The sequence below is a fragment of the Leptothrix sp. (in: b-proteobacteria) genome (assembly GCF_965250675.1).
Lineage (GTDB): Bacteria > Pseudomonadota > Gammaproteobacteria > Burkholderiales > Burkholderiaceae_C > Sphaerotilus.
Map to the genome: position 1 here is coordinate 1 of NZ_CBDFPH010000009.1, position 24,907 is coordinate 24,907.

The 24,907-nt window shown below is 68.3% G+C and carries 19 protein-coding genes and 1 pseudogene; 7 read left to right on the forward strand and 13 right to left on the reverse strand.

Annotated elements, in window-relative coordinates; translation table 11 throughout:
* Positions 1 to 26: 26 nt before the first annotated feature.
* A complete protein-coding gene (locus AC5IG3_RS13385) occupies positions 27 to 3,128 on the reverse strand; it encodes an EAL domain-containing protein (RefSeq protein WP_491906799.1) in 3,102 nt (1,033 codons plus the stop codon).
* A 157-nt stretch (positions 3,129 to 3,285) separates the two neighbouring features.
* Positions 3,286 to 4,194 (reverse strand): LysR family transcriptional regulator, encoded by a 909-nt coding sequence (locus tag AC5IG3_RS13390; RefSeq protein WP_491906800.1) that lies wholly within the window; start codon positions 4,192 to 4,194, stop codon positions 3,286 to 3,288.
* Positions 4,195 to 4,307: 113 nt separating this feature from the next.
* Here AC5IG3_RS13390 and AC5IG3_RS13395 point away from each other — a divergent pair.
* The 4 genes and pseudogenes from AC5IG3_RS13395 to hppD all read left to right on the forward strand — a co-directional run.
* Positions 4,308 to 5,249, forward strand: a pseudogene (locus AC5IG3_RS13395) (hydroxymethylglutaryl-CoA lyase); the annotation flags it as partial.
* 84 nt (positions 5,250 to 5,333) lie between these two features.
* Positions 5,334 to 6,413 carry a CaiB/BaiF CoA transferase family protein gene (locus tag AC5IG3_RS13400; RefSeq protein WP_491906933.1) on the forward strand — a complete coding sequence of 360 codons (1,080 nt, stop codon included), beginning with the start codon at positions 5,334 to 5,336 and terminating at the stop codon, positions 6,411 to 6,413.
* A 101-nt stretch (positions 6,414 to 6,514) separates the two neighbouring features.
* Entirely contained in the window at positions 6,515 to 7,429 is a 915-nt protein-coding gene (locus AC5IG3_RS13405; RefSeq protein WP_491906801.1) for a Bug family tripartite tricarboxylate transporter substrate binding protein, read from the forward strand.
* Positions 7,430 to 7,453: 24 nt separating this feature from the next.
* Complete coding sequence (gene hppD / locus AC5IG3_RS13410) at positions 7,454 to 8,533, forward strand: 4-hydroxyphenylpyruvate dioxygenase (RefSeq protein ID WP_491906802.1); 1,080 nt, start codon at positions 7,454 to 7,456, stop codon at positions 8,531 to 8,533.
* Between the two features lie 153 nt (positions 8,534 to 8,686).
* Here hppD and AC5IG3_RS13415 read toward each other — a convergent pair whose 3' ends face one another.
* On the reverse strand, positions 8,687 to 10,354 hold the full coding sequence (locus AC5IG3_RS13415; protein WP_491906803.1) for a sensor histidine kinase: 1,668 nt from the start codon (positions 10,352 to 10,354) through the stop codon (positions 8,687 to 8,689).
* Between the two features lie 250 nt (positions 10,355 to 10,604).
* Between AC5IG3_RS13415 and AC5IG3_RS13420 the strand changes: the two genes are divergently transcribed.
* Positions 10,605 to 11,261: a nitroreductase family protein gene (locus AC5IG3_RS13420; protein ID WP_491906804.1), complete on the forward strand. Its 657-nt coding sequence runs from the start codon at positions 10,605 to 10,607 to the stop codon at positions 11,259 to 11,261.
* A 21-nt stretch (positions 11,262 to 11,282) separates the two neighbouring features.
* The gene (locus tag AC5IG3_RS13425; protein ID WP_491906805.1) at positions 11,283 to 11,648 is read left to right on the forward strand and encodes a DUF2237 family protein; all 366 of its coding nucleotides are present in this window, start codon (positions 11,283 to 11,285) and stop codon (positions 11,646 to 11,648) included.
* 11 nt (positions 11,649 to 11,659) lie between these two features.
* Here AC5IG3_RS13425 and AC5IG3_RS13430 read toward each other — a convergent pair whose 3' ends face one another.
* The 5 genes from AC5IG3_RS13430 to AC5IG3_RS13450 are packed head-to-tail and all read right to left on the reverse strand — an operon-like array spanning position 11,660 to position 19,018.
* Positions 11,660 to 15,808, reverse strand: coding sequence for an ATP-binding protein (locus AC5IG3_RS13430; protein ID WP_491906806.1), 4,149 nt, complete (start codon positions 15,806 to 15,808; stop codon positions 11,660 to 11,662).
* The gene (locus AC5IG3_RS13435; protein WP_491906807.1) at positions 15,805 to 16,752 is read right to left on the reverse strand and encodes a diguanylate cyclase; all 948 of its coding nucleotides are present in this window, start codon (positions 16,750 to 16,752) and stop codon (positions 15,805 to 15,807) included. Before AC5IG3_RS13435 ends, AC5IG3_RS13430 begins: the two co-directional genes overlap by 4 nt.
* A 13-nt stretch (positions 16,753 to 16,765) precedes the next feature.
* Positions 16,766 to 17,005: a hypothetical protein gene (locus tag AC5IG3_RS13440; protein ID WP_491906808.1), complete on the reverse strand. Its 240-nt coding sequence runs from the start codon at positions 17,003 to 17,005 to the stop codon at positions 16,766 to 16,768.
* Positions 17,006 to 17,022: 17 nt separating this feature from the next.
* The gene (gene fghA, locus AC5IG3_RS13445; protein WP_491906809.1) at positions 17,023 to 17,886 is read right to left on the reverse strand and encodes an S-formylglutathione hydrolase; all 864 of its coding nucleotides are present in this window, start codon (positions 17,884 to 17,886) and stop codon (positions 17,023 to 17,025) included.
* A gap of 13 nt (positions 17,887 to 17,899) precedes the next feature.
* Positions 17,900 to 19,018 carry an S-(hydroxymethyl)glutathione dehydrogenase/class III alcohol dehydrogenase gene (locus tag AC5IG3_RS13450; RefSeq protein WP_491906810.1) on the reverse strand — a complete coding sequence of 373 codons (1,119 nt, stop codon included), beginning with the start codon at positions 19,016 to 19,018 and terminating at the stop codon, positions 17,900 to 17,902.
* Positions 19,019 to 19,235: 217 nt separating this feature from the next.
* On the opposite strand from AC5IG3_RS13450, the gene chrA reads away from it, so the two are divergent.
* On the forward strand, positions 19,236 to 20,558 hold the full coding sequence (gene chrA, locus AC5IG3_RS13455) for a chromate efflux transporter (protein ID WP_491906934.1): 1,323 nt from the start codon (positions 19,236 to 19,238) through the stop codon (positions 20,556 to 20,558).
* Between the two features lie 28 nt (positions 20,559 to 20,586).
* On the opposite strand, the gene AC5IG3_RS13460 is transcribed toward chrA, so the two are convergent.
* The 5 genes from AC5IG3_RS13460 to AC5IG3_RS13480 form a co-directional block, all read right to left on the reverse strand.
* Positions 20,587 to 21,006, reverse strand: a complete 420-nt coding sequence (locus AC5IG3_RS13460) for a VOC family protein (RefSeq protein WP_491906811.1) — start codon at positions 21,004 to 21,006, stop codon at positions 20,587 to 20,589.
* 20 nt (positions 21,007 to 21,026) lie between these two features.
* Positions 21,027 to 21,245: a SlyX family protein gene (locus tag AC5IG3_RS13465; RefSeq protein WP_491906812.1), complete on the reverse strand. Its 219-nt coding sequence runs from the start codon at positions 21,243 to 21,245 to the stop codon at positions 21,027 to 21,029.
* A gap of 40 nt (positions 21,246 to 21,285) precedes the next feature.
* Positions 21,286 to 22,092, reverse strand: coding sequence for a mechanosensitive ion channel family protein (locus tag AC5IG3_RS13470; protein WP_491906813.1), 807 nt, complete (start codon positions 22,090 to 22,092; stop codon positions 21,286 to 21,288).
* 111 nt (positions 22,093 to 22,203) lie between these two features.
* Positions 22,204 to 22,620, reverse strand: a complete 417-nt coding sequence (locus AC5IG3_RS13475) for a hypothetical protein (protein WP_491906814.1) — start codon at positions 22,618 to 22,620, stop codon at positions 22,204 to 22,206.
* Positions 22,621 to 22,835: 215 nt separating this feature from the next.
* Positions 22,836 to 24,884 carry an AAA family ATPase gene (locus AC5IG3_RS13480; RefSeq protein ID WP_491906815.1) on the reverse strand — a complete coding sequence of 683 codons (2,049 nt, stop codon included), beginning with the start codon at positions 24,882 to 24,884 and terminating at the stop codon, positions 22,836 to 22,838.
* Positions 24,885 to 24,907 lie beyond the last annotated feature (23 nt).

Consider the following 24,907-nt stretch of genomic DNA (forward strand, 5'->3'; position numbering starts at 1 on the left):
AAGCCGCCCTGAAAGGGTGCCGCCGATCATGTCCTGCGGTTTGATGAGGGCATGGCTGCGGCTGCGGCCTGTTCGGTGACGCCAAAACCGGTCAGCGCTGAGCGCCGCCAGTCTTCGGCCCAGGCCAGGAAGCGCTCGGCGGGCATGGGCCGCGCAATGCCGTAGCCCTGGCCGAAGCGGCAGCCCAGTTCGCGCAGGCGCGCCACGTGCTCCAGGGTTTCGACGCCTTCGGCGATCACCTGCCGGTTGAAGGCGCTGGCCAGGCGGATGACACCTTCGACGATGCCCAGATCGTCCGGGTCGGTGAGCATGTCGCGCACGAAGCTCTGGTCGATCTTGAGGGTGTCGACCGGCAGCTTGCGCAGGTAGGTCAGCGACGAGTAGCCGGTGCCGAAGTCATCAAGCGCAAACCGCACCCCGAGCCGGCGGCAGCGCTGCAGCACGGCCACGGCCTGCGCCATGTCGGCGATGGCGGCGGTTTCCAGCACCTCCAGCTCGAACCGGGCGGCCGGCACCGCCGGGTGGCGGGCCAGTGCGCGCTCCAGGCGTGCATGGAAATCGGGCTTGAGCAGGTGGTTGGCGCTGATGTTGGCGCTGACCGTGAGGCCCAGGCCGGCGTGGTGCCAGGACTCGGTCTGCGCCAGCGCGGTGGCGATGACCCATTCGCCCAGCGGCTGCTCCAGATCGCTGCCGTCGATGTGCGGCAGGAACTCGGCGGGCGACAGCAGTCCCTTGTTCGGGTGCTGCCAGCGGATCAGGGCCTCGGCGCCGATGATCTCGCCGCTGGTCAGGTCGACCTTGGGTTGGTAGTACAGGACGAATTCGTCGGCCTCCAGCGCGTGACGCAATTCAGCCAGCGCGCGACGGTGCACCTGCGCCTTGCGGTCGGTCTCGGAGTCGAACAGCTGATAGCGGTTCTTGCCGGCGTCCTTGGCGCGGTACATCGCCTGGTCGGCGTGGCGCAGCAGGGTGTCGGCGTCGACGTTGTCGTCCGGGAACAGGCTCACGCCCAGGCTGGCGGAGATGATGAGGCACAGGTTGTCGATCTGGACCGGCACGCTGACTGCCGCCAGCACGCGGTCGAGGATGGCGGTGCATTCTTCCGCCGAGGCCAGGTCCGACAGCAGCAAGACGAACTCGTCGCCACCCATGCGCGCCAGCGTGTCGTCGGCGCGCAGCACCTGGGTCAGGTTGGCCGTGACGCCCACCAGCAGCCGGTCGCCGACCGAATGGCCGTGCAGGTCGTTGATTGTCTTGAAGCCGTCGAGGTCCAGAAAGCACACGCCCATCGACTTGCCGCTGCGGCCTGCCCGGATGATGGCCTGACCGAGCCGGTCGGCCAGCAGGCGCCGGTTGGGCAGGTCGGTGAGCGGGTCGTAGTTGGCGATGCGGTCGAGTTCGGCCTCGTGCGCCTTGATCTGGCTGATGTCGGAGAACACGCCGACGTAATGCTGAAGCAGCCCCGAGGCGTCGCGCACCACCGAAATCGACAGCAGCTCGACGTAGATCTCGCCGTTCTTGCGCTGGTTCCAGATCTCGCCACGCCAGAAGTCATTCCTGGCCAGCGAGTCCCACATCTCGGCATAAAACGCCGGTTCATGGCGGCCCGACGAGAGGATCTTGGGTGTCTGGCCGATGACTTCTGCAGCGCTGTAGCCGGTGATGCGCGTGAAGGCCGGGTTGATCTTGGTGAGCTTTCGATCCGGGCTCACCACCATGATGCCTTCGTAGCTGCTCTCGAAGACGGTCGTGGCCTCGCGCTGCGCCAGTTCGTGGTTCTTGCGCTCGGTGATGTCGGTGTGGGTGCCCGACATGCGCAGGGGCTGGCCGTGGGCGTCCCACTCGACGATGCGGCCGCGCGTCAGGATCCAGCGCCAGGCGCCGGACTTCATGCGGCAGCGCATTTCCAGCTCGTGGCTGGCCGACAGGCCGCTCAGATGCCGCTCGATCGACACCTGCGCGCGCGCCAGGTCGTCGGGATGAACGTGGTTGGCCCAGTGCGCCACGGTGACGTCCATCTCACCCGGCTCGTAGCCCAGCATCGTTTCCCAGCGCGGGCTGACGTGCAGGGCCTGGGTCTGCAGGTTCCAGTCCCAGTAGCCCAGGTCGGAGCCGTCCAGCACGCGGGCGAGTTGCTGTTCGCGGTCGCGCAGCGTGGCCTCGGCCAGTTTCTTTTCAGTGACGTCGCGCGAGATGCCGAACAGGCCCTGAATCTGGCCGTGCGCATTGAAGACCGGTCCCTTGGTGACCAGAAACACGCGTGACGTGCCGTCGTTCGTGGTCAGGTGCTCCTCATGGGTCTGGGTCTGCCCGCGGCTGAGGATTTCCCGGTCGCGCTCCATCACCACCTGGGCCGAGGCATAGGGGAACATCTTCCGGTCATCCTGGCCGATGATGGCCGACGCCGGCTGGCCGATGAATCCGGCGGCCGCCTGGTTGACCAGCACGTAGCGGCCCTGCAGGTCCTTGACGAAGATGGCATCCGGCGTGCCCGAGATGACCACGTCCAGCAGGCGGCGCTTGGTCTCCAGCCGGCTCAGCGAGCGCCGCAGCAACTCGCTGAGCACGCTCACCGCCACGCCGTTGACCAGCAGGAAGGCCAGCTGCAGCCGGTCGTAGTGGGTCGCCAGCGTGCTGTCGCGCAGCGACGGCGTGATCAGGTACGCGACGCCGGCCATGGCCATCAGCGTCGACACGAGCCCCGGCCCCAGGCCGCCGAGCAGCGCGCTCAGGATCACCGGCAGCATGAAGATGATCAGCATCGGCTGATCGGCGATCGTGCCCGACATGCGCTGGCGCACGACCAGCATGACCCCGGTGATCAGCACCGCGAAGGTGTAGAGCAGCCAGCGTGGCCGCTGTCCCGGTGCCATGGCGGTGGTGAGCGAGCCGAACAGGCTGCCCTGGCCCGCCGGCGCCTCAGGCGGAACCGCCCGCAGCGACAGGAAGAACATGGCCGCCGACGCCAGCACGAAAAGCACCCCTTTGGCGGTCGACAGCCAGACCACGGCCTGCATGTCGACCAGGGCGGAGAGCAACTGATCGGAGAGAAAAATCCAGGTCAACGCCAGCAGCGTGTAACTCGCTGTGGCGATCAGGATGAACCGGTCTCGCGCAGACATCTTCATGAAGGTCGGGGGGCAGGTTTCGCTCGTGAGCAAGGTGGATTCATGCGTTTTCTCGGGGGGCCGCGCCCCGTGCGGCCGGGGTGGGTCCATGACAGTTTGCCGCATTCCCTGCAGGTGGATGCCGCACGCGCCGAATCGGTTGAAAACCTGCAGCGCATCAGGCGCAAGCCTGTGCCCGCTCCACCAGGTGGTCGACCAGGCGCCGCGCCGCCGGCTGCAGCGCCTCGAAGTCCTGCACGCAGACGGCAAAGCGGCGCTGGGCCCAGACGTCGGTCAGCGGAATGAGCCGCACGCCCAGCAGGGCCGCCAGCGGGCCGCCGACCTCGACCGGAATCACGCTCACGCCCAGGTTGGCGGCCACGACCCGAAACGCGGCATCGAAGTTCGACACCACCACCCGGTACGACATCGTGCGGCCGGCGCGGGCGGCGGCACGCTGCAGCATGGCGTAGACCGCCGTCGATGGTGGCAGCCCGACGTGTTCATGCGCCAGCGTCTGCTCGAAGCGCAGCGACTTGCGCTCGGCCAGCGGGTGCGCCGCGTGCACCGCCAGCGCCAGTCGATCCGTGCGGTAAGGCCGGTGCTGCAGCCCTTCCAGATCGACGCTGTCCCAGCACACGCCCACCGATGCCATGCCCTCGCGCAGCTGCCGCACCACGTCGCGCGAGATCCGCTCCTCGACGTCGACCTTGATGTTGCGGTTGGCGGGTTCGCGCATGAAGGAGGCCAGGTCGTCGAACAGCGATTCGGCAATCGCCGAGGCGGTGGCCACCAGCCGCACATGGCCCTTGACGCCGCTGCTGAAGCTCGCGGCGTCGTTCAGCATCCGGTCCATCGTGAACAGCACGGTGCGTGCGTGTTCGAGCACCATTTCCCCCGCCGCCGTCGGCAGCACGCCCCGGCGCGAGCGCAGCAGCAGCGGCGTGCCGAGGTCGGCCTCCAGCTGCGCGATGCGCTTGCTGATGGCCGAGGGTTCGATGTGCTCCTGCTCGGCGGCACGCGCCATGTTCTGGTGGTCGCACACCGCCACCAGCAGGCGCAGGGTCTTGAGATCGATGTCGCGCATGGCCGATTAAAACATTCCGGAACGGAACGGCTGAGCTTCCAAATCACCACTGGCGAGTTTTGCAGGAATCCCTAAAGTCGCGCTGTTTCGCCATCCCTTGCTGGAGACAAGCCGTGCCACGGTTCCCATCGAAAGTCGTCGTTCGCGAGGTCGGCCTGCGCGACGGCCTGCAGAGCATTGCCGCCGTGCTGCCCACCGAGCGCAAGCTCGAATGGATTGCCGAGGCCTACGCCGCCGGCCAGCGCGAGATCGAGGTCGGCTCCTTCGTGCCGCCCAGGCTGCTGCCGCAACTGGCCGATACCGCCGAGCTGGTGCGCTTCGCCAAGACGCTGCCCGGCCTGTTCGTGTCGGTGCTGGTGCCCAACCTGAAGGGCGCCGAGCGGGCGATCGAGTCCGGCGCCGACCTGCTGCTGCTGCCCTTGTCGGCCAGCCACGCCCACAGCCTGGCCAACCTGCGCAAGACGCCGGACGAGGTGGTGGCCGAGCTGGGCCGCATCCGCGCAGCGCGCGATGCGGCTGGCTCGCCGTGCCTGATCGAAGGCGGTGTCGGCACCGCCTTCGGCTGCACGCTGCAGGGCGAGGTGGCGCCGGCCGAGGTGCTGCGCTGCCTGCAGGCGCTGCTGGACGCCGGGGCCGACCGCGTCAGCCTGGCCGACACAGTCGGCTACGCCAACCCGGCGGCGGTGCGCCGCCTGTTCGAGCAGGCGCGCCACCTGGCCGGCGAGCGTTTCTGGTGCGGCCACTTCCACGACACCCGCGGCCTGGCATTGGCCAACGTCTGCGCCGCGATGGAAACCGGCGTGGCGCGCTTCGATGCCACGCTGGCCGGCATCGGCGGCTGCCCGCATGCGCCGGGCGCCAGCGGCAACGCGGCCAGCGAAGACCTGGCCTTCATGCTGGCGGGCATGGGCCTCGACACCGGCATCGACCTTGACCGCCTGCTGGCCCTGCGCGCCAGGGTCGCCGGCTGGCTGGCGGGCGAAACGCTGCACGGCACGCTGTGGCGCGCCGGCCTGCCCCGGACGATGCGCGCTGCGTCGGTTGCTGTCCCGGCAGAGGCGGCCGAGCCGCCGGCGCAGCGCGCCCCGAGCGTGCCCGCGCTGCCGCTGGCCGGCATCCGCGTCGTCGAGTTCAGCCACATGGTGATGGGCCCGGCCTGCGGCATGATCCTGGCCGATCTGGGCGCCGAGGTCATCAAGATCGAGCCGCCCGCGGGCGACAAGACCCGCAAGATGAGCGGCGTCGGCATCGGCTTCTTCCGCACCTTCAACCGCAACAAGAAGAGTGTGGTGCTGGACATCCAGACGCCCGAGGGCCTGGCCAGCGCGCAGGCGCTGATCGCGCAGAGCGACGTGCTGATCGAGAACTTCCGCCCCGGCCTGATGGCCCGGCTCGGGCTGGACCATGCCACGCTGTCCCGCACCCAGCCGGGGTTGATCTGCGTTTCGCACAAGGGTTTTCTGCCGGGCCCGTACGAGAAGCGCCTGGCGCTCGACGAGGTGGTGCAGATGATGGGCGGCCTGTCCTACATGACCGGCCCTGAAGGCCGGCCGATCCGCGCCGGTGCGTCGGTCAACGACATCATGGGCGGCATGTTCGGTGCCATCGGCGTGCTGGCGGCACTGTGGGAGCGCCAGCGCACCGGGCGCGGCCAGGAGATCCAGAGCGCGCTGTTCGAGAACTGCACCTTCCTGGTCGCCTCGCACCTGCAGCAGTTCCTGATGACGGGCGAGGCGCCCAAGCCGATGCCGTCGCGCTCGTCGCCGTGGTCGGTCTATGACGTCTTCACGCTGGCCGACGGGCAGCTGTTCATCGCCGCCGTCAGCGACAAGAACTGGAACCTGCTTTGCCAGGTGCTGGAGCGCCCGGACCTGCTGGCCGATCCAGCGCTGGCCACCAACGACCTGCGCGTGGCGATCCGCCCGCAGCTGCTGGTGCGCCTTGGCGAGATCCTCAAGACGCATACGGTGGCGGCGCTGTCGGCCAGTCTCGAAGCCGCCGGCCTGCCCTACGCCCCGATCACCCGGCCCGACCAGCTGGTCAACGATCCGCACCTGCTGCAGAGCGGCGGCCTGGTGCCTTTCCAGGCCGACGACGGCAGCATCACCCAGACCGTGCTGATGCCGCTGCTGATGGGCGGCCGCCGGCCCGGCGTGCGCAGCCCGCTGCCACGGGTGGGCGAGCACACCGACGAGATCCTCGCCCGCCTCCGTTCCTGACTCCATTCCCAAAACAGGAGACAAACCATGAAACAGCCTTCTTCCACCCGTCGCCAGCTGCTCGCGCTTTCGCTGCCGCCTGGACCCTGAGCGGCGCCAGCGTGAGCGCCCTGGCCCAGTCCCAGGCGCCGCTGCGCGTGATCCTGCCGGTGGGGCCGGGGTCGGGCGTCGACGTCATTGCCCGGGCGGCGCAGGGCGCGCTGTCCAGGGCGCTCGGCGGCCAGCCGGTCGTGATCGAGAACCTGCCTGGCGCGGGCGGCATCACCGGCACGCAGGCGATCGTCAAGGCCGCGGCCGATGGCAACACCGTCGGCATCGTCTCCAACAACCACGCCGTCAACCCGAGCGTGTTCAAGAAGATGCCGTATGACGGCATCACCGACCTGACGCCGATCTCGGTCGTCGGCGGTTCGCACTTCGTGCTGGTGGTCAACGCGGCCAAGGTGCCGGCGAAGAACGCCCGGGAGCTGCAGGCCTTCCTGAAGGCCAGGCCCGACGCCTACAACTACGGCTCGTCAGGCAACGGCACCATCATTCACCTGGCCGGCGAGATGTTCGTCGACGCCGCCGGCGTGCAGATCAAGCACATCCCCTACAAGGGCATGGGGCCGATGATTTCCGACGTCATCGGCGGGCAGATCGAGCTGGGCGTGGCCGCGGTGCAGGCGGTGCAAGGCCACCTCAAGAGTGGCAACCTGCGTGCCATCGGCGTGATGGGCAAGCAGCCTGCGGCGTCGCTGCCGGACGTGCCGACGCTGGCCGAGCAGGGCTTCCCCGACGTCGACGTGGCCGGCTGGTTTGCCGTGGTCGCGCCCAAGGGCCTGCCGCCCGCGCAGGTCAAGCGCCTGCATGACGCCGTGGTGGCCGCATTCAACGACCCCGAGGTCAAGGCGGCCATGGCCAAGCAGGACAATTTCATCAACCCGACCTCGCCCGAGGCCGCGCTGCAGTTCTTCAAGACCGAGCAGGAACGTTACGCCCGCCTGGTCAAGAAGGCCGGCATCGCGCTGGAGTGAAATCCAATTTTCTGGAGCACCGCCATGGCTGACCTGTTTGAAAACCCGATGGGCCTGATGGGCTTCGAGTTCGTCGAATTCGCCTCGCCCACGCCCAACGTCCTGGAGCCGCTGTTCGAGCAGCTCGGCTTCACCCTCGTGGCCCGGCACCGCTCGAAGGACGTGCTGCTGTACCGCCAGGGCGACATCAACTTCATCGTCAACCGCGACCCCAAGAGCCCGGCGGCCTACTTCGCCGCCGAGCACGGGCCGTGCGCCTGCGGCATGGCGTTCCGGGTGCGCGACTCGCACCACGCCTACAACCGCGCGCTCGCGCTCGGCGCCCAGCCCATCGAGATGCCCACCGGCCCGATGGAGCTGCGCCTGCCCGCGATCAAGGGCATCGGCGGCGCGCCGCTGTACCTGATCGACCGTTTCAAGGACGGCGAATCGGTCTACGACATCGACTTCGCCTTCATCGAGGGTGTCGACCGCCATCCGGCCGGCCACGGCCTCAAGCGGATCGACCACCTGACGCACAACGTCTACCGCGGCCGCATGGCGTTCTGGGGTGGGTTCTACGAGAAGTTGTTCAACTTCCGCGAGATCCGCTACTTCGACATCCAGGGCGAATACACCGGCCTGACCTCGCGCGCCATGACCGCGCCCGACGGCCTGATCCGCATCCCGCTCAACGAGGAGTCGAGCAAGGGCAGCGGCCAGATCGAAGAGTTCCTGATGAAGTTCAACGGCGAGGGCATCCAGCACGTGGCCTTGATCTGCGACGACCTGCTCGCCACCGTCGACCGGCTCGCGCTGGCCGGCGTGCCGCTGATGACGGCGCCGAGCGACAGCTACTACGAGATGCTCGATGGCCGCCTGCCCGGCCACGGCCAGCCGGTCGGCGAATTGCAGACGCGCGGCATCCTGCTCGACGGTTCGACCGAAGGCGGCAAGCCGCGACTGCTGCTGCAGATCTTCTCCGGCACGGTGCTCGGGCCGGTGTTCTTCGAGTTCATCCAGCGCCAGGGCGACGAGGGCTTCGGCGAAGGCAACTTCAAGGCGCTGTTCGAGTCGCTGGAGCGCGATCAGATCCAGCGCGGCGTGCTGGCAGCCTCGGCGTAGCGCCGGCGGCGCTGTTCGTGGTCGATCCGCAGCGCATCGGCTACTCGCTGATCGGCGCGGTGGCCCTCAACCTGACGCTGGCCGTCAACCACCGGCCGGGGCGCTACATCGTGATGTGACGGCCTGCCATCAGGCCTGGTGTGCAGCCTGGTGTCAGGCCTTTGGGACCGGCAGCGGCAGCGACAGCGTGAACCGCGAGCCCACGCCCACGGTCGACGCGACCCGCAGCGTGCCGCCCATCAGCTCGGCCAGCGCACGCGACAGGGCCAGCCCGAGGCCGGTGCCGCCGTGGTCGTGGGCGACCTGGGCGTTGGCCTGGCGGAACTGCTCGAAGATCAGCTCGTGCAGCGGCTCGGGGATGCCCGGGCCGGTGTCGCTCACCTGGATGTGCAGGTGGGTCGCGTCCCGCGTCACTTGAATGGCGACGTGGCCCTGCTGGGTGAACTTCAGCGCGTTGGACAGCAGGTTGTTGAGCACCTGGCGCAGGCGCAGTTCATCGCCGAGCAGGGTTTCGGGCACGTCGTCGGCAATCGTGCTGCGCAACTCCAGCGATTTGTCGGCGGCGCTCAGGGCGAAGAAGTCGGTCGTTCCGGCGATCAGCGGGCGGATGGCCACGTCGGTGGCGCGCACGCGCATGGCACCGGCCTCGATCTTGGCGAAGTCCAGGATCTCGGTCAGCAGGGCGTTGAGGTATTCGGCGGCGCGGCGGATCATGCCGGCCTGGTCGCGGAACTTGGGCTGGTCGAGGCGCCGCTCCATCAACTCGGCAAAGCCGCGGATGCTGGTCAGCGGCGTGCGCAGTTCATGCGAGATCGCGGCCAGGAAATCGGTCTTGGCCTGGTTGGCCGATTGCGCCCGCGCCTCGCTGGCCGCCAGGGCGGTGTTGCTGGCTTCGAGCCGGCGCACGTTGGCCAGAAACGCCCAGGTCGCGCCGGCCATCACGGCGCTCAGCAGCACGGTCAGCAGCAGCACGGTGCTGCGCATGGCGCGCCACGCGGCGAGGGCTTCTTCGGTCGACGAGGTCACCAGCACGTAGAGCGGGTAGTCGTCGATGCGCCGGAAGCCGACCACGCGCTCGATGCCATCGACCGGGCTGATGTTCACGTAGTCGCCCGAGCGTTGCCAGGCGCCCGTGACCAGCGGACTGGTCGGCGAAATCTTGGCGCCCATGCCGATGTGTTTGTCGCCGACCACGCGCGCCCGGATCACCAGATCGGTGCCGACCAGCGTCACGCCGCCTTGCCGGCCCAGCTCGACGCTGCGGTAGAGGTTCTCGAAGTACGACGGGTCCAGCGAGGCGACCACCACGCCCAGCACCTGGCCGTCGGGCCCGTCGATGCGGCGCGTCAGCTGGATCGTCCAGCGCCCGGACACCTTGCCCAGCACCGGCGGGCCGATGAACAGGCCGTGGGTCAGGCGCGCCTGGGTGGCCGCTGTGGCGGCATCCTCCCCCAGATGCACCCGGATGTGTTCACGCGCAGACAGGTCGACATGGCCGGTCTTGCGGCCGTCCGGGTCGAGGTTGCTGCCCATGAAGTGGCCATCCGGGCCGACCAGCGACAGCTGCACCAGGATGGCGGGCGCCAGGCCGGTCTCGTTGGCGAACTGGGCCAGATCGGCGAGCTCGTAGTGGCCGGCGCGCACGGCATCACGCATGCGGATGGTGGCCTGATCGACGGTGGCGATCACGCGCACGGTCTGCTCCTGCAGCGCCCGCGCCAGATTGGTGTTGTGGCGCGCCTGCGTGGCCAGCGACTGCTGGTATTGCATCCGCATCACGACCAGCACGGCCACCCAGGCCACCAGCAGCACGGTCAGCATGACCCACGTGATGCGTCGGCTGAGCGTGCCAGGTTTTTTCAGAAAGTCCGCAGCCATGTTGCCGGAGGAAGAAAGGGGTTCGTCAATGACAGGCGGCATTATCTGGACGCGCTCGGTCCCCTGGTCGCCGGACAAGATGCCCTTACGCCGGCCTTCTCGGCCCACTGCCGCCGGCCTCCCGGCTTGCGCCGCCTCAATGCGCGCCCACCGCTGCGGCCTAGGCTCAGGCCCAACGTGAGGTCCAAACGCGATGAACACCCTGACCAAACTCGCTCTCGGCCTGATGGGCCAGATCAAGCCGCATCCGCCCAGCGGCACGGCCGGCGCCACGCTGACGCTGCCGGCGCCGCGCAAGGAGGGCGGTGTGCCGCTGCTGCAGGCGCTGGCGCAACGCCAGTCGCAGCGTGAGTTCCGGTCTGATCCGCTGCCCGCGGACATCCTGTCCGACCTGCTGTGGGCCGCCGCAGGCGTCAACCGCCCCGCGCTGGGTGGCCGCACCGTGCCCAGCGCCATGAACGCGCAGGAGGTGCAGCTCTATGCCGCCATGCCCCAAGGGCTGTTTCACTATGAACCCACGACGCATGAACTGCAGTTGACGGTGGCCAGCGATGTGCGCCGCGTCACCGGCCACCAGGATTTCGTCGACAACGCCGCGCTGGACCTGGTCTATGTGGCGGACCATGCCCGCATGTCCCTGGTGCCCGCCGCGCAGCGCGAGGCCTACGCCTTTGCCGCCGCCGGCGCGATGGCGCAGAACGTCTACCTCTACTGCGCTTCTGCGGGACTGGCCACCGTGGTGCGCGCCTGGTTCGACCGCAGCGCGCTGACGCAGGCCATGGGCCTGGGGACCGATCAGCAGTTGCTGCTGGCCCAGACCGTCGGGTATCCGACAGGCGGTGGCCCATGAGCGCCGGTTATGCTTTGACGCATGGCTCTCAATGTTCTGGGCGATGAACTCGTCCCCTGCTCCTTCGACCCGCTGACCGGCTACTTCCGGGACGGCTGTTGCAACACCCGCGCCGACGATCTGGGCACCCACGTGGTGTGCGCCCGGGTCACGGCCGAGTTCCTGGCGTTCTCGCTGTCGCGCGGCAACGACCTGAGCACACCGCGGCCCGAGTACCGCTTTCGCGGCCTGCGCCCCGGCGACCGCTGGTGCCTGTGCGTGCTGCGCTGGAAAGAGGCTTATCTGGCCGGCGTGGCACCGCCCGTCGTGCTGGCCTGCACGCACGAGATCACGCTGGAGCACGTGTCGCTGGATGTCCTGCGCGCGTTTGAATACGTGGCGTCCTGAACTGGCGGCGCTTACGGCACGTCCAGATTCTGGGCTTGTGCCCAGGCGCGCAGCCGGGCCAGCGCCGTCTCGAAATCGAGTTCCATGATGGGCTTGGCGACAGCCTCGTAACCAGCTTGCAGCGGTGTCCCGGCGAGTTGCGCGCTGAGCGCTGCGCTCGCCTTGCGCGCCTTGCTTTGCCCTCCCGCCAGCAGGCGGGCCAGCGCCTGCAGTTCGGGCAGCAAGGCGGACAACACGTCCGGGCTTCCCACGTTGCCGGGCGCGCAAGCCTCCGGCTCAGGTCTTTGTGGTTCGATCGCCGCCAGCACACCCTCCAGCGCGGCATTGAACGCCTGCAGTGACGTGGCCTCCCGGCGCTGCAACTGCGAGGCCAGTGCATCGGCCTGCGTCTGCAGCGCATCGGCCCCGATCGTGAAGCCCAGGCCCTTGATGACGTGCACCAGCTTGGCGGCCTGATCGAAGCGGCCTTGTGCCACGGCCTCGGTCAGCTGCTGCGGCAGGTCATGAAAATCGGCATGAAAGCTCAGCAGGATGCGCTCCAGCACGCCCCGGTCATTGCCGGTGGCCTGCAGCGCCCGGGCCAGATCCAGCGGTGGCGTGGCCGCTTGTGCCGGTATCCAGCGCGCCAGGACGCGGGCCAGCCGGGCCGGGTCGACGGGCTTGGCGACGTGGTCGTTCATGCCGGCGGCGACGCTGTCGAGCCGGTCCTGGTCCAGCGCTGCAGCAGTCATGGCGATGATGGGCAGCGTCAGGCCGGCGGCGCGGATGGCGCGGGTGGCGGTCAGGCCGTCCATGACGGGCATCTGCAGGTCCATCAGGATGGCGTCGAACGTGCTGCCAAGGGCTTTTTCGACGGCCACCTGGCCGTTCCCGGCCGTCTCCACCGTCAGCCCGAGGCGACTCAGGTACTCGCGCGCCACCAGCTGGTTGGTCGGGTTGTCCTCCACCAGCAGCACGCGGGCGCCCTGGATCAACGCGCTGCCGGGCTGATCGGCGAGGTCGGTCAAGGCGCCCGGACAGGTATCGACGGCCGGCAGTGCCGCCAGCGTGCCGGTGGCCTGGCCCAGCCGGGCGGTGAACCAGAAGGTGCTGCCTTTGCCCAGCGTGCTGCTGACGTCGATCTCGCCGTCCATCAGGCCCACCAGCCGCTTGCAGATGCTCAGGCCCAGCCCGGTGCCGCCGTAGCGGCGCGTGGTGGAGCTGTCGCCCTGCTGGAACGGCGTGAACAGCTTGCGCCGGGTGGCGGCATTCATGCCGATGCCGGTGTCGCGCACGGCCACCCGCAGCAGGGCGGTCGTGCTGTCTTGTTCAAGGCAGTCGACCATGACCTCGACCGAGCCGCGTTCGGTGAACTTCAGCGCATTGCCCACCAAGTTGTTGATGACCTGGGTCAGCCGCAGCGGGTCGCCCAGCAGCAGGCGCGGCACGTCCGGGGCCACCTCCAGCTGCAGCGTCAGGTGGCTGGCCTCGGCCAGCGCCGCGTACAGCGCCTGGGTGGTGGCCAGCAGGGCGTCGATGCGCAGCGGCACCGACTCCATGTGCAGTTGGCCGGCCTCGATCTTGGAGTAGTCCAGGATGTCGTTGAGCACGCCCAGCAGCGCGCCCGCCGACAGGTGGATCTTGCCCAGGTAGTCGCGCTGCTGCGGCAGCAGTTCGGTGTCGAGCAGCAGCTTGGACAGACCGATGACTGCATTCATGGGCGTGCGGATTTCGTGGCTCATGTTGGCCAGGAAGTCGCTCTTGGCCTGGTTGGCCGCGTCGGCCATGTGCTTGGCCACCAGCAGCTTCTGCTCGGCCAGCTTGTAGGCGCTGATGTCGGTGTAGTTCAGCAGCGTCCAGCCGTCGGGCAGCGGCCGGCCGCGGATTTCGAGCGTGGTGCCGTTGGTCTGCTGGCGCTCGAAACGCACCGGTTCACGGCGGGCCATCATCTGGACGAAGCGGGCCAGCACCTCGTCGAAAGGCTGTTTGCCGTGGTCACCACGCGCCACCTGGTATTTCACGAAGTCGTCGAAGTGGATGCGGTCCGGCTCGAACAGCTCGGCCGGAAAGTCCAGCAGCGAACGGAACAGCTGGTTGTGCAGCATCAGCTGGCGGTGCTGGTCGTAGACCGCCAGCCCGAAGGGCAGGCTGTCGATCACGCCGTTGAGCAGCAGCGTCTGCCGCGACAGCTCCTGGTTGCCCTGCTTGGCCCGCATGGCGGAGTCGCGCAGGCTCAGCTCCAGCTGGCGTTGCGCCGTGACGTCGTAGTTGATGCCGACCATGCGCAGCGGCTGGCCCTGCGCATCACGCTCCAGCACCGAGGCCGAGCGCAGGTGGCGCACCTGGCCGCTCGTGCCGACGATGCGGAACTCGGCGTCGTAGGGCACATCGTCCTGAAGCGCCAGGGCCAGCAGGGACTCGGCCTGCGGCAGATCGTCCGGATGCACGCGCGAGCGCCAGGCGTCGTAGAACAGGGTGCTCTCGCGCTCGGCCAGGGGCACTTCATACCAGTCGCACATGCGTGCGTCCCAGTCCAGCCGGTTGTCGGGGATGCTCCAGCTCCAGATGCCGATATCGGCGGCGTCGGTGGCCAGTTGCAGGCGCTGCAGGGCCTCGCTCACCTCTCGATCGGCCTGGCGGCGAGCGCTGATGTCGATGACGGTGGCAATCACCAGATGGCGCCCGCCCACGTCCACCGACGCCAGCCCGACCTCGACCGGAATCTCCACCCCGTCGCAACACAGCGCAAAGGCTTCGGTGCCCTCGCGGCGGCGGGTGTACGGCGGCTGGTCGAAGTCGGCGCGGTGCTGGGCATGCCGATCGCGGAACGAGGCCGGCATCAGCGACTCGACCTCGCGGCCCACCAGCGTTTCGCCCGCAGGGCAGCGCAGCACGGCGTGGGCCTTGTCGTTGGCCGATTCGACGCAGCCTGCGTCGTTGATCAGCAGCATCGCCACCGGGCTGCTGGCCAGCACCTGACGGGTGTGCAGCTCGCTCAGGCTCAGTTCCCGGTTGGCGCGCTCCAGTTCGGCCGTGCGCGTGGCCACCTCTTCGGCCAGTCGGCTGTTGCTCTGGCTCAGCTGCTCTTTCTTGGCGATCAGCCGGGCGGCCATGGCGTGCAGTGAATCGCTCAGATGGCGCAGTTCGGCGGTGCTGGTGTCGACGCTCAGTTGCGTGCTTTCGTCACCGGCATCGATCTGCCGGGCGAGCTGCGCCAGCTGCGTCAGCGGGCGGCTCAGGCGCGCCGCGCTCCACCAGGCCAGCACCAGAAACAAGGCCACGCAAGAGGCGCCGAGCAGGCCCAGCACCTGCTGCAGCGCTTCCACCTGGGCCAGCGCCTGGGCTTGCGGTTGGCGCACCACCACCCGCCAGTCCAGGTTCTGCGCTGCGTCCAGTGCGTGCAGCGGGGCCAGCGCCGACAGGTAGGGCATGGTGCCGCCCCAGTGGTCGACGGTGCTCGGGTGTTCGGGCGTCAGCGCGGCGGGCACCTTGAGCGCGCTGTCGGTCGACGGCGGGTGGATGATCTGGTTGTGCCGGTTGACGATGAAGAATTCCAGTCCCGGCATGTCCTGGGGGGTCACGACCTTGAGCACCTCGCCGGCCCACTTCCAGTAGGCGTGCGCGGCCAGCACGCCGCGCAGGGTGCCGCGTTCGTCGCGCACCGGCACCGAAAAATCGATGAAGCGGGTCGGCCCGATATCGCCTTGCTGCGCGGGCAGCAGCCGGCTCAGCAGCACGGCCTCATGCACGTCGCCGGTGTAGCTGCCCTTCAGCCCGGCGCTGAACCAGGGGCGCTGGCTGACGTTGACGCCCAGCAGGAGCTGGCCGGTGGAAGCGCGCACGGTGCCGGTGGTGTCGGCCAAACCCATCCATGAATACTGGGGATAGGACTGCTGGATGCGCTCCAGCGTCTGCGTCAGATCAGGGCTGTCGAGCGCGGCACGTTGAAACAGGGACGATTGCGCCAGCAGCGAGACCTCGCGCTGGCGTTCATGCAGGTTCTCCGACAGGACGGTGGCGGCGCTGGTGGCCAGATGGCGCAAGGCCTCGCTGCGGTCGATCACCAACTGCGCGTTGTAGACGTGGTGGGCGTAGAACGCCGCCGGCAAGCCGAACAGCAGGGCCAGCCCGCCCAGCAGCAGCGCCAGGCGGTTCTTGAAGCTCGTGGGCAGAAATTTCATGCGCCACTCACGCGGTTGCGGCCGTCTGCCTTGGCGGCGTAGAGCCAGGCATCGGCCTGCTGCACGGCTTCGTTTTCATCGGCTTGCTCGCCATGCGCCATGGCCATGCCGATGCTCACGGTCACGGCGGTCGAGCCCAGGCCGGCCCAGGGCGCCCGGGAGATCGTGCGCCGGATCTTCTCGGCCACCTGGCGCGCATCGGCCGCGCTGGTGGCCGGCAGCAGCGCGATGAACTCCTCGCCGCCGAAGCGGGCCACGAAATCGCTCTCCCGCACCGAGGCCTGCAGCAGCTGGGCGATCTGCTGCAGCACCACGTCGCCCGCCGCGTGGCCCAGGGTGTCGTTGATGCGCTTGAAGTGGTCGACGTCCAGCATCAGTACGGCGTAGTGCGACCCCAGGCGCCGGGCGCGGACGAACTCGTCGTGCAGGCGCTCGTCGGCGGCGCGGCGGTTGGGCAGGCCGGTCAGCGCGTCGCGCCGTGCCAGCTCAATGAGCTGCTGGTTGGCCCGCTCCAGTGCGGCATTGGCCTGGGCCAGATCCTGGGTGCGGCGTTCGAGCTCAAGGTGCAGGCGCACCCGGGCACGTACCACTTCATCGTGGATGGGCTTGTGGATGAAATCCACCGCGCCGGCGTGCAGCGCCTGCACCTCGCTGGCGGCATCGGTCTTGGCGGTGATGAAGATGACCGGAATGTCGCGCGTGCGCTCGTCGCGCTTGAGGGCAGCGCAGACCGCGTAGCCGTCCATGCCCGGCATCATCACGTCGAGCAGGATCAGCGCGGGCCGAGGCTGCGATTCCTGCGCCAGCAGCGCGAGGGCCTGGCGCCCCGAGGTGGCAATGCACACCTCATGCTCTTCCTCCAACGCACCCAGCAGGACTTCGAGGTTGGTGGGCGTGTCATCGACGATCAGGAGGCTGGGGCGGTGGGCGGCAGCGAGGGTCACGAGCTCTCCGGTTTCAGCTGGAGAGCTGTGCCGCAATGCGGCGCAGCGCCGCCGCGTCCAGCGTCTTGCCCGGCTGGGCTTCGCAGATCACGGCCAGGCGCTTGACGAGGCCGGCGGCAAAGCGGTGCGCTGCAGCCAGCGTTTCCTCGTCGCTGTCGTAGGTGTCGTAGGCCTCGACGGCCACGCCGCTGTCGGAAGCGATGGCCTTGACGTCAATGCGCGTGGCGGGGTTGGAGGCAGATGAAGTGGCCATGGTGGATTGCTTTCATTTCAGGCCGGCAGAGCGGCCAAGGTGCGCGCGTGGTGGCGCAGGTGGTCTTCGACGAAGGTCGAGATGAAGTAGTAGCCGTGGTCGTAGCCGGCATGCCGGCGCAGCGTCAGCGGCTGGCCGGCGGCGGCGCAGGCGGCCTCGAACACATCAGGGTGCAACTGGTCGGGCAGGAACTTGTCGCCCAGGCCCTGGTCGATCAGCAGTGGCGGCACGCGTGCGCCGGCCTGGATGAGTGCGGTGGCGTCGTGGCGCATCCAGGCGGCGCGGTCGTCGCCGAGGTAGCCGCTGAACGCCTTGATGCCCCACGGGCATTGCATGGGCGCTGCGATCGGCGCGAAGGCCGACACGCTCTGGAACAGGCCCGGATTGCGTAACGCCAGCGTCAGCGCGCCGTGCCCGCCCATCGAGTGGCCGAACAGGCCGATGCGGTCATCGCGCGCCTCGAAGTGCTGCAGCACCAGGGTGCGCAACTCGCGCGTCACGTAGCTGCCCATGCGCCAGTGCTTGTGCCACGGTGCCTGCGTCGCATCCAGGTAGAAACCGGCGCCGGTGCCGAAGTCCCAGGCCGCATCTGCCCCTTCCACGCCCGTGCCGCGCGGGCTGGTGTCGGGCGTGACCAGCATCAGGCCCAGTTCGGCCGCCACGCGCTGCGCGCCCGCCTTGATGGCGAAGGTTTCCTCGGTGCAGGTCAGGCCGGCCAGGTAGAACAGCACCGGCACCGGGCCCTGCTGCGCTTGCGGCGGCACGAACACGCCGAATTTCATCGGCGTGCCGGTCTCGACCGAATCGTGTTGATAGAAGCCCTGCACGCCGCCGAAGCAGGCGTGCTCGCTGAGGGTAGTGAGGCTGCGTTCGCCTTGCATGTGTGGGTTCAGCTCAGAACTCGACCACGGAGCGGATCGACTCGCCCGACTTCATCAACTCGAAGCCCTTGTTGATGTCTTCGAGCTTGAGCTTGTGCGTGATCAGGTCGTCGATGTTGAGCTTGCCGTCCATGTACCAGTCGACGATCTTGGGCACGTCGGTGCGGCCGCGCGCGCCGCCGAAGGCCGAGCCCTCCCACTTGCGACCCGTCACCAGCTGGAACGGCCGGGTGCTGATCTCGGCGCCGGCCTCGGCCACGCCGATGATGATGCTGCGGCCCCAGCCCTTGTGGGTGCACTCCAGCGCCTGGCGCATCACCTTGGTGTTGCCGATGCACTCGAAGCTGTAGTCGGCACCGCCGTCGGTCAGCTGCACGATGGCATCGACGATATTGCCGCCGGCGGCCTCGATGTCCTTGGGGTTGAGGAAGTGCGTCATGCCGAATTGGCGCGCCATCGCCTCGCGCGCCGGGTTCAGGTCGACGCCGATGATCTTGTCGGCCCCCACCATCTTGGCGCCCTGGATCACGTTGAGGCCGATGCCGCCGAGGCCGAAGACCACCACGTTCGCACCCGCCTCGACCTTGGCGGTGAACAGCACCGCGCCCACGCCGGTGGTGACGCCGCAGCCGATGTAGCAGACCTTGTCGAACGGCGCGTCGGAGCGGATCTTGGCCAGCGCGATCTCGGGCACGACGATGTAGTTGCTGAAGGTGCTGGTGCCCATGTAATGCAGGATCGGCTTGCCATCGAGGCTGAAGCGCGACGTCGCGTCAGGCATCAGGCCCTTGCCCTGCGTGCCACGGATCAGCTGGCAGAGGTTGGTCTTGCGGCTCAGGCAGAACTTGCACTGGCGGCACTCGGGCGTGTAGAGCGGGATGACGTGGTCGTCGCGCTTCAGACTGGTGACGCCAGGGCCGACGTCCACCACCACGCCGGCGCCTTCATGGCCGAGGATGGCGGGGAACAGGCCCTCAGGGTCGGCACCGCTGAGGGTGTAGTAATCGGTATGGCAGATGCCGGTGGCCTTGATCTCCACCAGCACTTCGCCGAATTTCGGCCCTTCCAGGTCGACGGTCTCGATCGTCAGGGGTTGGCCGGCTTTCCAGGCTACGGCTGCGCGTGTCTTCATGGGAGGTGTCTCGGGTTGTGTTCTGGGGTGCGCCTGCATCTGGCGCATCGGCGATGATTTTGCACGGCTTCGGCGCGTGCGGAGTGGTCCCGCTGCGGCATTCAGGCAAACCGCAGGCTCATCACGCCGGCGACGATCACCAGCGTGCGCTGTATGCTGCGCCGCCCTTGGCATCGGGAGTCCCGCCTTGAGTTCCTCGGAAGATCTTTCACCGGCCATGGCGCCTGCCGAGGTCCGCTTTGCCGAGGCGCTGCGCTTCTGGCTCAAGCTCGGTTTCATCAGCTTCGGCGGGCCGGCGGGCCAGATTGCGCTCATGCACACCGAACTGGTCGAGCGGCGACGCTGGATCAGTGAGCGGCGTTTCCTGCACGCGCTCAACTACTGCATGGTGCTGCCCGGCCCCGAGGCGCAGCAGCTGGCCACCTACATCGGCTGGCTCATGCACCGCACCTGGGGCGGCATCGTCGCCGGTGCGCTGTTCGTGCTGCCGTCGCTGTTGGTGCTGATCGCGCTGTCGTGGATCTACATGCGCTGGGGCCATGTGCCGGTCGTGGCCGGCATCTTCTTCGGGCTCAAGCCGGCGGTGACCGCGTTGGTGCTGCATGCGGCGTACCGCATCGGCACCCGGGCGCTCAGGAACCGCTGGATGTGGGGCATGGCGGCGGCGGCCTTCACGGCGATCCTGGCGTTTGATACGCCGTTTCCGGCCATCGTCGCGGCCGCCGCGCTGATCGGCCACCTGGGCGCGCGCTGGGCGCCGCAGGTGTTTGCGCTGGGCGGCGGGCATGGTGCATCCCGGCAGGGCTACGGGCCGGCGCTGATCGACGATGACACGCCCACGCCGCCGCACGCGCGTTTCTCGCGCCGCCATCTGGCCCGGGTGCTGGGCGTCGGCGTGGGGCTGTGGGCGCTGGCCATGGCGGCGCTGGTGTTCACACAAGGCTGGCAGGGCACGCTGACGGCCATGGGCTGGTTCTTCACCAAGGCCGCGCTGCTGACCTTCGGTGGGGCTTATGCCGTGCTGCCCTACGTCTACCAGGGCGCGGTCGAGCAGCACCAGTGGCTCAGCGGCGCGCAGATGATCGACGGCCTGGCGCTGGGCGAAACCACGCCCGGCCCGCTCATCATGGTGGTGGCGTTCGTCGGCTTCGTCGGGGGCTGGCTGCAGCAGGTCTTCGGCCCCGATGCGCTGCTGCTGGGCGGGGTGGTGGCGGCCACGGTGGTGACGTTCTTCACCTTCCTGCCGTCGTTCGTCTTCATCCTGGCAGGCGGGCCGCTGGTGGAGGCCACGCACGGCAAGCTCGGTTTCACCGCGCCGCTGAGCGCCATCACGGCGGCGGTGGTCGGGGTGATTCTCAACCTGGCGCTGTTCTTTGCCCGCCACGTGCTGTGGCCGCAGGGCCGGGGCGGGCCGTTTGACGCGGTCTCGGCGGCCATTGCGCTGGCCGCTGCCGTGGCGCTGTTCCGCTTCAAGATGGGCGTGATGCCCTTGCTGGGCGCGTGCGCGGCGGTCGGGCTGGCGATCAGCCTGCTGGCCTAGTGGCGTGCATCAGGCGCTGATCCGGCATTCACCAGACGCCGACGTTGGGCATGGACGCCCACGGCTCGGCGCGCGGCAGGGCCGGGCCGGCCTGCAGCAACTCGATCGAGATGTCGTCGGGTGAACGCACGAAAGCCATGGCGCCGTCGCGCGGCGGGCGGTTGAGGGTGACGCCATGCGCCATCAGGCGCTCGCAGGCGGCGTAGATGTCATCGACCGCGTAGGCCAGGTGGCCAAAGTTGCGCCCGCCGGTGTAGACCTCCGGGTCCCAGTTGAAGGTCAGCTCGACCTGGGCGTCCGGGTGGCCGGGCGCGGCCAGAAAGACCAGCGTGAAGCGGCCGGCCGGAACTTCGTGCGTGCGCACGACTTCCAGGCCGAGCGCGTCGCGGTAGAAACGCAGCGAGGCTTCCAGGTCGGTCACGCGGACCATGGTGTGCAGGTATTTCATCGGCAGTGCTCGGTGTGGGGTCAGTAGTGCGGTGGCAACTCGTCGCGCAGGTTGCGCGCCGTGCCGGCACCGGCCTCGGCGCTGTGCTGGCGCAGCTGGCTGATTTCGCGCAGCAGCGCGTCGATCTGCTGCTGCTGGCGCACCACCACGGCGTTGAGGTGGTCGACCAGATCCTCGGTGAAGCTGGCCTTGACCTCCAGATCGGTCAGGCGGTCGTCGATGTCTTGGGGGCTTGTCATGCCCCGTATTGGACGCGAGTTCCGATCAACCGCACCGCCCTCACACCTGCTTGATCTGGTGCAGCGCTGCGGGTGCAGGCCAGCCGGCTTCCTTGCAGACGCGCACGATGGCCTCGTTGGTGTCGAAATAGACCTGCCAGTAGTGGTCGGTGTGGGTGTAGGGCCGCACCGAAATCTGCGGGCCTTCAAGCCGGATGTCGAGCAGGTTGACCTCCGGCGGCATGTCCGTGGAGACATTCGGGATCAGCGCCACGGCAGCCTTGAGGCGGGCGATGGCGTCCAGCGCATCGACGCCGTTGGCGAGTTGCGCCACGCGGTCGACCCGGCGCACCGGCAGGACCGAGAAGTTCTGGATCGTGTCGCCGAAGATCTTGCCGTTGCCGACGATGGTCATCACGTTGTCGGGCGTGGTGATGGCGGTGCCGAACAGGCCGAGTTCACGCACCGTGCCCACCACGCCGCCGATGCTGACGAAGTCGCCCACCTTGAACGGCCGCAGGATCAGCATGAAGGCGCCGGCCGCGAAGTTGCCCAGCAGCCCGCTCCAGGCCGCACCGATCGCCACGCCCGCGCCAGCCAGCATGGCTGCGAATGAGGTGGTCTGGATGCCGAAGTAGCCCAGGATGCCCAGCACCAGGGTGATGTTGAGCGCGATGGCAACGATCGAGCCGAGGTACTTGGTCAGCGTCGGGTCGACGTGATTGCGGTTCATGCCCGCCTGGATCAGCGAGATCACCCGCCCGATCAGCCAGCGCCCGACGATCCAGAAGGCGATCGCCGCCAGGACCTTGATCGCCAGTTCACTGGCCGTGGTGCTGAGAAAGTTCTCTATGGAGGACACGTCCATGCTGGCCTGCTTTCGGGGTTGGTAAATGGCAATATCGGCAATATCTCACAAAATATTGCGACTTTGAGGCGATATTTATCAACCAGACGGCGAGCAGATCGGGCGTTCTGCTCAGGTCTCGATCAAGCCGGCCAGGGCCAGCATCCACAGCGCGGCAAACACGAACGGCAGGGCCAGCGAGGCCCAGTTGCCGCGCTGGCTGGTGGGGCTGGCCGGCGTCAGGCTGCACAGGCGGTTGAGGCCCGCTTCCTCGTACTGGCGCTTGATGGTGCGGGTGGCGTCCAGCGCCGCAAAGATGCTCACGCCGATGACCGCCGCCACCGCCATGCCGAACAGCGGGAAGCCGATCACCAGCCAACGGTGCTGCGCGGTCGACAGCGTGCCGAAGGCGGTGAACAGCAGGCCCTGCGACAGGATCAGCCACATCAGCCGGTGGTTGACGAGGTTGTCCTCGTGCGTCCACTGCTCGCGCAGCGCGCGGTAGAGGTCCCAGTCGGGCAAGGCTTGGGGTGGCTGGGGTGAGGTCATCGCGCGGGTTGGCTGAAGTTCTGGGGCGGAACGTGAGTTTGCCAAACAGAAGCCCTTCCAAGCCACCGGCGGCACCATTGCCGGCGCGGCCCATGTGCGCGGTGGCGACTTTCAACACGGGCTGGATGCGTCGCAACTGGCCGCCCTGGCGCTGACCCAGACCAGCGACCCGAAGGAAATCCAGCGCATCTTCTGGCAGTACTGATCCCTGATCGTTAATCGGTGTCCTGATCGGCGCCCTGATCGACGCGTACTGCCTCGGCCACGCGCGCCGTCAGCATCGAGTTACGCAGCGGCATGGGCGTGCGGGCGATCTTCACCAGCTCGCGGCCGTCGGCGTAGACCTGCAGCCGGCTGCGGGCGCGGCTGAAGGCGGTGTAGATCGTGTTGCGGTTGATGAAGGTCGGCGCGCCGGGCGTGATGACGGCGATCACGTCCTTGTACTCGCTGCCCTGCGCGGCATGCACCGTCAGCGCGTAGCCGAGTTGCAGGGCGGCCAGGTGCTCGCCAGGCAGATCGATGCTGCGGCCGTCGTCCAGCTCGATCGTCACATGCTCGGCACCGGCGTTCTTCGGGTCGACCGAGCGCTTGAACGACTGGATGCGGCCGGTGTCGCCGTTGACCACCCGCACCTCCCGTCCACCGTCCTGTTGGCCGAGCTTCAGGTTGGCCTTGATGATGATGCGGTCGCCCACCTGCAGGGTCGAGCCGGCCACGCGCGGTGCGTTCGGGTTGCAGACCTCGCGCAGCACGGCATTCGCATAAGTGGTGTTCCAGCCGGGCTGGTCGACCTCGCCCTTGCGGCGGCTCATCAGCAGCGCGACGCCGGCATAGCCCGAGCGCCCCACGGCGTCAATGTACTGCGCCACGATGCGCGGAAAGCCCGCTTCCGCCGGCGGCAGCGACGTCACGAACGTGACCTCCCCTCTGCTTTCCGGCACGAAATCCCCCGCCTTGACGGCGCGCACGGTATCCAGAATGGCGCCGGCGTTGCGGTGCGTGGTCTCCAGCCGGTGGTGATCGATTTGCGGCACGGCCAGCAGATCGGCCAGCACCCGGCCCGGCGCAATCGACGGCAGCTGGTCGGCGTCGCCCAGCAGCACGACGTGCGTGCTCGGCCCCACGCGCGACAGCAGGGCGTCGGCCAGGCGCAGATCGGGCATCGAGCCTTCGTCGATGATGAGCACGTCGGCATCGATCTGGTCGGCTGAGAAACCGCCGTCGACGTCACCCTTCAAGAGCGAGTTGATCGTCTGCGCCACATGCCCCAGGCTGGCGACCCGGTTGCTGAGCACCTTGGCGCCCTTGCCGGTCGGCGCACAGAAGACAAAGCGCCGGCCAGCCAGGAACGCCGCCAGGATTTCCACCACCGAAGTCTTGCCGCAGCCCGGTGCGGCGGTGATGGTGTGCAGCCGCACCTTGGTGGTCAGGATGCCGGCCACGGCGGCCAGTTGCGATGGGTCCAGCCCGTGCTGGAAGTCACCGCCGCGCACCTTGGCCAGCGCCTGGATCTCGTCGCGCAGCGCGTCCGGCTGGCGCTCGGCCAGCAGCGGCGCGCTCCACTGGCACAGCGCGGCCACGCTGCGCGCCAGCGAACGTTCGGCCTGCAGCAGCCGGCCCGGGTAGATGCGGTCGCCGTCCTCGTCCAGCTGGATGGTCCTGGCGCGCAGCGCGCATTCCAGTGCCTCGTCGACATCAACCAGCGGATCGATCCGGGCGACGGCGGCCTTGACGGCGTTGAAGAGCAGGAAGACGTGGCCTTCGGTCTCGCAGCGCTGCACCACCGCATGCGCCACCAGCGCGGCCAGCCGGGCCGGCTCGGCCCGTGCAATGCCGGCCTGCTGGCCGATCGAGTCGGCCAGCAGGAAACCGTAGCCGGGAATGAGCGGAATCACCTGGTACGGGTCCTGGGCCAGCAGGCGCCAGGCGCGTGCGACCAGGTCGGTGGGCACGTTCGACGCCGCCAGCAGCGTGCCGGCCAGATGCACCGCCAGCGCGCTCAGCACCCGATTCGGCAGGCCGCTCAGGCGCAGCGCCAGATCGCGCTGGATATAGGCGGCGGCGGTTTTGGCGAGTTCTTCATCGCCGGTCTCGAAGGTGCCCTGCCGCTTGATGGATGAGAAATCCACGCCCCAAGGCTCATGCAGCAGTTGATTGCGCAAGGCCTTCAGGCCGGGCACGCCCTGGGTGTCGTCGATGCCCTGGATGAATTTCCGGGCTGATTTGTCACCGATGCCTTTGTAGTTTTCGGCAATGAAGCGCACCAGCGAATCGACATTGAGCGGAA

Bases quoted from the DNA above. Each gene is read 5' to 3' on its own strand.
- AC5IG3_RS13385 (WP_491906799.1), bottom strand. From the start codon at position 3,128: ATGAAGATGTCTGCGCGAGACCGGTTCATCCTGATCGCCACAGCGAGT.
- AC5IG3_RS13390 (WP_491906800.1), bottom strand. From the start codon at position 4,194: ATGCGCGACATCGATCTCAAGACCCTGCGCCTGCTGGTGGCGGTGTGC.
- AC5IG3_RS13400 (WP_491906933.1), top strand. From the start codon at position 5,334: ATGGTGATGGGCCCGGCCTGCGGCATGATCCTGGCCGATCTGGGCGCC.
- hppD (WP_491906802.1), top strand. From the start codon at position 7,454: ATGGCTGACCTGTTTGAAAACCCGATGGGCCTGATGGGCTTCGAGTTC.
- AC5IG3_RS13415 (WP_491906803.1), bottom strand. From the start codon at position 10,354: ATGCTGACCGTGCTGCTGGTGGCCTGGGTGGCCGTGCTGGTCGTGATG.
- AC5IG3_RS13420 (WP_491906804.1), top strand. From the start codon at position 10,605: ATGAACACCCTGACCAAACTCGCTCTCGGCCTGATGGGCCAGATCAAG.
- AC5IG3_RS13425 (WP_491906805.1), top strand. From the start codon at position 11,283: ATGGCTCTCAATGTTCTGGGCGATGAACTCGTCCCCTGCTCCTTCGAC.
- AC5IG3_RS13430 (WP_491906806.1), bottom strand. From the start codon at position 15,808: ATGAAATTTCTGCCCACGAGCTTCAAGAACCGCCTGGCGCTGCTGCTG.
- AC5IG3_RS13440 (WP_491906808.1), bottom strand. From the start codon at position 17,005: ATGGCCACTTCATCTGCCTCCAACCCCGCCACGCGCATTGACGTCAAG.
- fghA (WP_491906809.1), bottom strand. From the start codon at position 17,886: ATGCAAGGCGAACGCAGCCTCACTACCCTCAGCGAGCACGCCTGCTTC.
- AC5IG3_RS13450 (WP_491906810.1), bottom strand. From the start codon at position 19,018: ATGAAGACACGCGCAGCCGTAGCCTGGAAAGCCGGCCAACCCCTGACG.
- chrA (WP_491906934.1), top strand. From the start codon at position 19,236: ATGGCGCCTGCCGAGGTCCGCTTTGCCGAGGCGCTGCGCTTCTGGCTC.
- AC5IG3_RS13460 (WP_491906811.1), bottom strand. From the start codon at position 21,006: ATGAAATACCTGCACACCATGGTCCGCGTGACCGACCTGGAAGCCTCG.
- AC5IG3_RS13465 (WP_491906812.1), bottom strand. From the start codon at position 21,245: ATGACAAGCCCCCAAGACATCGACGACCGCCTGACCGATCTGGAGGTC.
- AC5IG3_RS13470 (WP_491906813.1), bottom strand. From the start codon at position 22,092: ATGGACGTGTCCTCCATAGAGAACTTTCTCAGCACCACGGCCAGTGAA.
- AC5IG3_RS13475 (WP_491906814.1), bottom strand. From the start codon at position 22,620: ATGACCTCACCCCAGCCACCCCAAGCCTTGCCCGACTGGGACCTCTAC.